This is a genomic window from Candidatus Electrothrix sp., assembly GCF_052785085.1.
Genome location: NZ_JALAAI010000185.1, coordinates 1 through 5195, shown reverse-complemented (window position 1 = coordinate 5195; position 5195 = coordinate 1). Strand labels below are relative to the sequence as shown.

The window sequence follows — 5195 nt, the reverse complement described above, 5'->3', positions numbered from 1 at the left end:
TTCCTTAAAAACATTATCGAATTTACAAAGAGAAATCATACAACGGCTCAATTTGGATCCATTTGTTTATCATGGGCTTGAGAATTAAAAATACTATAATCTCAAATGAGCGAATGGGGAGATATATGGTCGAAACATTGGACGCTGAGTCAAGCTAAGACCTATTACAATGATGGCACCGGAGAATACACCACAAATGACACAGCAGCCTGTGGTTCTGTAAAAGTCAACGATTTTATTATACAACCTGAGTTATCCTCGGAAGGAGGCCTGAATACTATAGGAGTTTTTGCTCATGAATACGGACATGTCCTTGGCCTTCCCGATCTATATGACACAGATGATCCCAGGGACTCCAACATAGCATCTAAGGGTGTCGGCGACTGGTGCCTGATGGGGAGTGGGAGTTGGAACAAATCCGTAAGAGAGGGCAGCAGGGACGGGGACAGTCCGGCTCATTTTTCAGCATGGTGCAAGTACAAACTTGGCTGGGTAAAACCAACCGTTGTCACTGGTACTCTTGTCAATGAATCGATCAATGCCGCAAGCCGTCAGGCTGATGTCTACCAGTTTCTACCGGGATCGCCTAGTACCGGTGGTGAATATTTTCTTATAGAAAACAGGCTGCAAGATGGTTTTGATATAGGGCTTCCCGGATCAGGTCTGGCAATCTGGCATATTGATGAAGCAAAAGAAGACAATACGCAGGAATGCGAAACTGCTACAGGTTGCCCTGTTAAGCATTATAAAGTTGCCTTGGAACAGGCGGATGGTCAGTTCGACCTGGAAAAAAATGTAAACGAAGGCTATTTTACTGACCTGTATGGTTTAACGAGAGAATTCAAAGCGTCATCTGTTCCCAACAGCCTTCTTTACAGTGGAAGAAATTATCAGTTGAGCGTGACAGATATCAGTGTAATTGGCGAGGTTATGACGGCAACGCTTGAGTCAAAAAATAATAGCTTCTGGAACCTTATGCTTCCCGCAATTCTTGGTAGTGCATCTGATGAAACCGTTCCAACCGTCACCTCCCCTGCAACAGGCAGAGTCTGGATGGATCGCAATCTCGGTGCTTCACGAGTAGCCACCAGTATGACGGATACAGAAGCTTATGGCAGTCTCTATCAATGGGGCAGGCTCACAGACGGGCATGAAAAACGAAACAGCTCCACAACAACAACGCTGAGTTCTACGGATGATCCGGGACATGGAAATTTCATCGTAAACACTTCCGAACCCTACGACTGGAGAACTTCACCAAACAACAACCTTTGGCAGGGGAAAAGCGGAATCAATAATCCCTGCCCATCCGGTTTTAGACTGCCGACAGAAAGCGAGCTTCAAGCAGAGGTTGATAGCTGGAGTTCCAAAGATGCCGCCGGTGCATTTGGCTCTGTTTTGAAAATGCCTGCGGCAGATTACCGCAACTTTGAAAGCGGCACCCTTGTCTACGAAGCTATCAGCGGAGTCTATTGGACCAGTACAATTGATGAGAGCCAAACTGATGGGCACAACATTCCCGGCTTATTTTTTAATAATAGTGGTTATGCTGACATGAGTAGTTTCGGTCATGTACTTGGTGGAAGTGTTCGCTGTATTCAGGATTAGGGAACTTTTCAAAAATAAGTTCTCATTTTTACGTATATGTTGTAGGGGCAGGCCCCTGTGCCTTCCCGACAGGCAAGGGAGACACAGGCATTGCCCCTGAATGAATACTAAAGGGAGTTTAGCAGGATGCGCAAGCGCACCGTTGGATTCGGCTCAAAGATTCTGGATACGAAGATAGCTGCTCATCGATTAACCAACAACGCATTGCTCGAATTGTCTGATTTCGTTCTACTCAACCAGACCTACGCAACTATATCCTTCACGTATCCAGATGATTAAGTTGATGGAGCCAAAAGCAGCCCCGATTAATAAGGGAGAGACCCCTAATTACCCCTGAAACACACCTTGTTTTTATAAACAGCTATGGCATACAGTAAATTCACCTTAAAAGACACTAAGGAAAAGCTTGGTATTAAGGTAGTTGAGAATGAAAATTTATTCTCAAATGAGGACATCGAACCCGCCCCGATAAGCGATTACCTGAAAACAACACTGTCTGAGTTTGCCCCGCTGGCCCTGTCCATTAACACTGAAAAGTCCAGATCCGAGTGGATTATTGCTCCGATCATGGCCGAGCTGCGAAGAGAGCTGAAGAATACCATCAGTTTGTTTTCAGGCTCCACCTTTACAGTGGATGAAGAAAAAGAACTGGATGGAAAATGTGATTATATTATCAGCCTGAATCCAGAACAATTTTACATTACAGCCCCGGTCATAACGATTGTTGAAGCAAAAAAAGAAAATATCGTTCAGGGACTCGGTCAATGTATAGCAACAATGTATGCCGCAGATATTTATAATAAACAGGAGGGTACGACGATCCCCTGTATATATGGCTGCGTTACCACAGGAACCACTTGGAAGTTCGTGAAGCTCTCTGGCAATACAGCCTATATTGATCTTGATGAGTACTACCTGAAAGAGATTGAGTCATTAATGGGTATCCTGATAACAATCGTTCGCTCGGAACAGGATGCAGTGAAAAGCTAATAGAAAAATACTGACTGTTATGGAATTAGGGGATGCCGCCGGTGCATTTGATTCTGTTCTGAAACTGCCTGCAGCGGGCTATCGTAACTTTGAAAGTGGCTCTCTTGTCTACGAAGCTATTACCGGAGTCTACTGGACCAGCACAATTGATGAGAGCCAAACCGATGTCCACAATATTCCCAGCTTATTTTTTAATAATAGTGGTTATGCTGGTATGAGCAATCTCGGTCGAGTGCTGGGAGGAAGCGTTCGCTGCATTCAGGATTAGGGAATTTTTCAAAAAATAAGTTCTCAGTTTTACGTATATGTTGTAGGGGCAGGCCCCTGTGCCTTCCCGACAGGCAAGGGAGAACAAAGGCTTTGCCCCTGAATGAATACTAAAGGGCATTTAGCAGGATACGCAAGCGCACTGTTGGATTAGTCACAAATATTATGGACATGAAGATAACTGCTCATTAAAAAAAGATGGATATATGAAAACAGCGGAAATACGATTTGACGTGCAGGAAGATATTCTGAACGCTTTAAATCAGAACATAGCCGAATTTACCATGCAGCTGCGTTTGTACACTGCATTGCAGCTGTTCAAAAAGCATAAACTGTCCTTCGGGAAAGCTGCCGAGCTTGCGGGTGTTGCACGGGATGAGTTCTTAATTGAGCTGGATAAAAATGAAATTGATTTCATCGCCTACGAACCGTCCGAATTAGAAAAGGAACTGGACAGATTCTGACATGATAATAGTTTCCGATTCCTCTCCTCTTATTTCACTGGCAATTCTGAGAAAACTTGACCTGCTTGAGCAGTTTTTTGACGAAATATGGATTCCGAGGGCGGTTTATCATGAACTCACCAAGAAAGGCAAGCCGTATTTCGATGATCTTAAACAGTTTTCTATAAATCGGGTCAAAGATGTCCAGAACGAACTGGCCGTAAGCCTACTGCTGAAAGAACTTGATATCGGCGAAGCAGAAGCAATTGTTCTGGCTCTTGAAAATAACATTACTGATCTTTTGATTGATGAATACAGGGGAAGGAGACTTGCCGCCGCACATGGACTTTCTGTCATCGGGACTGTCGGTATCCTGCTTCAGGCGAAAAAGAAAAAACTTATCAAAGAAGTAAAGCCGGAACTGGAGAAACTTATACGTAATCATCGAAGAATATCTGAAAAACTCTACAGAAAAGCACTTGAACTGTCTGAAGAAAATTAATTCCTGACGATGCCGATTACATTGTACCTTTCTCTTTCCCTGATATCTCCTGATGATTAACGAACCGAACACCCTGTTCGATAATTACAATCTGGAGGGAATATCCGTGTCTTACACAATGAAAGATTTTCAAAGAGATTATGTCAAAAATTATCTGGGGATGCTTTCGCCCGATGAAGTTCTGGACAGGCCTTCACCGGATGACCGTCTCAAGGGACTTTCGCCGGAAGAAATTAAACTGTATCTGAAAAATCTTGGCGAAAATATAGAAAAATAACGACGTAAAAGCCTATAAGCAACAGATGACAGACCCCGATTAGGAATCAGCGGAAAGTTGCCACTGAAACATTCACCGACTGAAGCGGCATGCCCCGTACTTCCTTTGCAATGAACGGCCAGCAACTCAATAAGATTGCTCCTCTTGACTGAGAAGGAGGTTTTCATGTGGGATATAAATGACGTCAAAAAGATAGCGTATCAGAATGATTACATATAATTATCTTATGACAGTTACGTTTTTAAAGGAGCAGAATGATATGGACAATTACGGACTGAAATTTTCATCGAAAAAACTCGCTGACAGGTTGCGCAACGCATTAGAAAAATACCAGCGGCAGACTGATAAAGCCGAGTTACGTACCGCCTATGAAAACTATCGTGCCCAGAAGCATGAAGTACAACCTAAAACCGTTCTTTCTGAACGCATTATCAATGCATTCAGTTCATTCAACATTGCGCCTTCAGGCTCGAAAAAACGTTATCTTGCAGTCCTGCCGACCCATTCGGATGTTGAGGCTCTTCAGTCGGACTGGAATGCGGTGGGCGAAGATTTGACACTTGTGCTGGCCGGTCAAATTCTTAACAGGAATAGAGGCGATGAGCGGAAATAATCAGGATCAGGAAATTTCACGGGATAAAGAACATTCGGAACTGCAAGAGGTTCTGAAAGAAATTCCGGATAAGATACTTGTAGGAGAACTTGAAAACAGGATTCACCAGGAAGCAGGGCTGGTGCAAGCAGCCTCACAGACTATGTTTTCCGGCCCGATACCGCCTCCCGCCATGTTGAGAGAATACGACGCCGTGCAGGAAGGCTTTGCTGATCGGATCATTTCCATGACAGAGGTGCAGCAGACTCATCGTCATGAACTTGAAACAAAATCTGTTGATGCCGCTATTGCTATGGAGAAACGAGGACAGAATTATGGTAACCGTTCACCCGCCTCATTCCACACAAAAAAAGATTGGACAAAAAAAGCAGCAATTCAGAGCCTAAACTTTTTTCAATATGAGAATAGCGCAATGAGAAATTTTGGGCGCAACTATCCCGCCTCTTCAATTTAGACATGTTTGAAAAGTTAGGTTACCCTCTGGTTGTTTGTTTT

At 43.8% G+C, this 5195-nt stretch carries 8 protein-coding genes; all 8 read left to right on the top strand.

Annotated elements, in window-relative coordinates; translation table 11 throughout:
* Nucleotides 1–105 precede the first annotated feature (105 nt).
* The 8 genes from L2082_RS18315 to L2082_RS18280 all read left to right on the top strand — a co-directional run bounded on the left by L2082_RS18315 (nt 106) and on the right by L2082_RS18280 (nt 5154).
* The gene (locus L2082_RS18315) at nt 106–1608 is read left to right on the top strand and encodes a M6 family metalloprotease domain-containing protein (protein ID WP_446012098.1); all 1503 of its coding nucleotides are present in this window, start codon (nt 106–108) and stop codon (nt 1606–1608) included.
* Nucleotides 1609–1971: 363 nt separating this feature from the next.
* Nucleotides 1972–2598 (top strand): hypothetical protein, encoded by a 627-nt coding sequence (locus tag L2082_RS18310; RefSeq protein WP_446012097.1) that lies wholly within the window; start codon nt 1972–1974, stop codon nt 2596–2598.
* Between the two features lie 19 nt (nt 2599–2617).
* Nucleotides 2618–2866 (top strand): hypothetical protein, encoded by a 249-nt coding sequence (locus L2082_RS18305; protein ID WP_446012096.1) that lies wholly within the window; start codon nt 2618–2620, stop codon nt 2864–2866.
* Nucleotides 2867–3071: 205 nt separating this feature from the next.
* Entirely contained in the window at nt 3072–3329 is a 258-nt protein-coding gene (locus L2082_RS18300; protein ID WP_446012095.1) for a UPF0175 family protein, read from the top strand.
* 1 nt (nt 3330) lies between these two features.
* Nucleotides 3331–3810: a DUF3368 domain-containing protein gene (locus L2082_RS18295; RefSeq protein ID WP_446012094.1), complete on the top strand. Its 480-nt coding sequence runs from the start codon at nt 3331–3333 to the stop codon at nt 3808–3810.
* A 52-nt stretch (nt 3811–3862) separates the two neighbouring features.
* A complete protein-coding gene (locus tag L2082_RS18290) occupies nt 3863–4087 on the top strand; it encodes a hypothetical protein (protein ID WP_446012093.1) in 225 nt (74 codons plus the stop codon).
* 259 nt (nt 4088–4346) lie between these two features.
* The gene (locus L2082_RS18285) at nt 4347–4700 is read left to right on the top strand and encodes a hypothetical protein (RefSeq protein WP_446012092.1); all 354 of its coding nucleotides are present in this window, start codon (nt 4347–4349) and stop codon (nt 4698–4700) included.
* Nucleotides 4687–5154 (top strand): DUF2335 domain-containing protein, encoded by a 468-nt coding sequence (locus L2082_RS18280; protein ID WP_446012091.1) that lies wholly within the window; start codon nt 4687–4689, stop codon nt 5152–5154. The genes L2082_RS18285 and L2082_RS18280 overlap by 14 nt, the downstream gene beginning before the upstream one ends.
* The last annotated feature ends 41 nt before the right edge of the window (nt 5155–5195 follow it).